Raw genomic sequence first — 2023 nt, 5'->3', positions numbered from 1 at the left:
GGGTAGCCGCGATACAGCAGCACGCCCTTGTCGCCGTCGATGTAGGTGATGGCGGACTTGCAGCTGGCCGTCGCGGTGAAACCGGAATCGTAGGTGAAATACCCCGTTTCCTTGGTCAGCTTCGCGATGTCGACGCAGTCGTTGCCGAGGGTGGGTTTGATGACGGGCAGAACGACCGACTTATCGCCGGCGTTGAGCGTGACCTGATCAAGATCGGACACTGTGTGCGCTCCTTCATGGGAAGGCGCCTGCCCAAGCGCATTGGTCAGGCACGTGAATGACGTCCTCGGCCTGTGCCGGGGATCAGGTCATTATCGCACAGCAGCATTTGCCGGGCGCTAGACAGAAGTCGTAGACGACAGGCAGCCGGCACCCTGCCAGCGAGCGGCCGGGATCGGCAAAAGCGTTGTCACAAGGACGCAGTGTTCCGTCCATCCAAACGCCCGTTGGGTAGGCGCTGGACAAAAACAAACGGCCGCGCAGAGCGCGGCCGTCGGTTCGAACCGGGAACGACGTATCAGCGCGCGTAGCGCTTCTGGAACTTGTCGATACGGCCCGAGGTGTCGATGACCTTGTGCTTGCCCGTGTAGAACGGGTGCGAAGCCGAGGAAATTTCAACCTTCACCAGCGGGTAGTCGTTGCCGTCTTCCCACTTGATGGTTTCCTTCGTGCTCATGGTCGAGCGGGTCAGGATCTTGAAATCGGAGGTGACGTCATGGAAGACGACGTCGCGGTAGTTCGGATGGATATCGGCCTTCATGGGCTCACACCGTAAATGGGCTGGTGGTCAAGAGCGGCATTATAAGCACTGGTTGCCGCCCGGGGCAACCAGTGCAGGGGGCTGACCTCAGTCCGCACCCAGGGCCTGGCGTACCAGGGCCTCGAAACGCCCTTGGTCGTAGGCCATCAGCAGGTCGCAGTTGTCCGCCTGGCCGGTCTGGCGGTTCCAGTCGACGATGGTCGCGCCGCGGCTGAACGTGCCGTTCAGTTCCACATTCAGCGGCCGCGATTCAACCTGCAGCTGCCCTTCCGGGTTCAGCGCCCAGGCCATGGCCAGCGCGTCGGCGGTATACCAGCGGCCGCCCTTGCTGTCTTCGGACAGGCCACGGGTCTTGCGCGAGATCAGCTCGTAGAAGCGCGCGCGATCGGAATCGGCACCCAGCCACTGCTCGGCTTCGGCCAACGGCAGGCCGTGGGCAACGGTGGCTTCCCAGTCCGACACCAGCAAGTGCGGGAACGCGGTGAACACCACATGCGCGGCTTCCGGATCGAAGGCGATGTTGAATTCGGCGGCGGGGGTGATGTTGCCGTGGCAGGTGACTGCGCCGCCCATCACCACGATGCGCTTGATGCGCTGGGGCAGGGTCGGATCGAGTTTCAGCGCCAGTGCCAGGTTGGTCAGCGGGCCGAGCATCACCAGCATCAGTTCGCCGGCATGCTGGTGCGACAGGCGCAGGATGGCCAGCGCGGCGTGCTCGGCGTCGGCCTGGCGGCTCGGCGGCGGCAGGTCCACATCGCCATAGCCATCGCGGCCATGCACGTGGGCGGCGTCGACGGATGGATGCAGCAGCGGATCGGGGCTGCCGGCGAACACCGGCACGTCGGTGCGGCCGACGATGTCGCAGAGCTTGAGGGCGTTGCGGACGGTGTACTGCAGGCCTACGTTGCCGGCGGCGATGGTCAGGGCGACCACGTCATGCCGTTCATCGGCGAAGGCCATCAGCAGGGCCAGTGCGTCGTCGACACCGGGGTCGGTATCGATCAACAGCGGGATCTTCTTGGTCATCGTTGCCGTCTTCAGATCGGCAACGAAGTGTGGACCGGGATGATGACCGTTGCAAGTACGGGGGTTCGGGTTCGGCCGGGCTGCGCCCTGCACCCGCCGAATCAACGGCAACGGCAACGGCAACGGCAGAAGCTGGCATTCCGTGGGATGGCGGGGTGGGTCCGGTGGCGGGGGACGCTGCAAGTACGTCCATGTAAGCTCGGTCGCCGCATCCATGCGGCTCACGCCCCCGCAACC

The 2023-nt window shown here is 64.4% G+C and carries 2 protein-coding genes and 1 pseudogene; all 3 read right to left on the bottom strand.

Going from position 1 to position 2023, the window contains the following annotated elements:
• A pseudogene (gene gltA, locus AC1DJN_RS21790) lies at nucleotides 1–221 on the bottom strand (citrate (Si)-synthase); the annotation flags it as partial.
• Nucleotides 222–517: 296 nt separating this feature from the next.
• Nucleotides 518–760, bottom strand: coding sequence for a type B 50S ribosomal protein L31 (locus AC1DJN_RS21785; RefSeq protein WP_006389217.1), 243 nt, complete (start codon nucleotides 758–760; stop codon nucleotides 518–520).
• Between the two features lie 87 nt (nucleotides 761–847).
• On the bottom strand, nucleotides 848–1786 hold the full coding sequence (locus AC1DJN_RS21780) for a nucleoside hydrolase (RefSeq protein ID WP_032976990.1): 939 nt from the start codon (nucleotides 1784–1786) through the stop codon (nucleotides 848–850).
• Nucleotides 1787–2023 lie beyond the last annotated feature (237 nt).

This window comes from Stenotrophomonas sp. 05L414_2 (assembly GCF_056397905.1).
The sequence above is the reverse complement of the archived record's forward strand: the minus strand, read 5'-3'. Positions and strand labels throughout refer to the sequence as shown.

Bases quoted from the DNA above. Each gene is read 5' to 3' on its own strand.
- AC1DJN_RS21785 (WP_006389217.1), bottom strand. From the start codon at position 760: ATGAAGGCCGATATCCATCCGAACTACCGCGACGTCGTCTTCCATGAC.
- AC1DJN_RS21780 (WP_032976990.1), bottom strand. From the start codon at position 1,786: ATGACCAAGAAGATCCCGCTGTTGATCGATACCGACCCCGGTGTCGAC.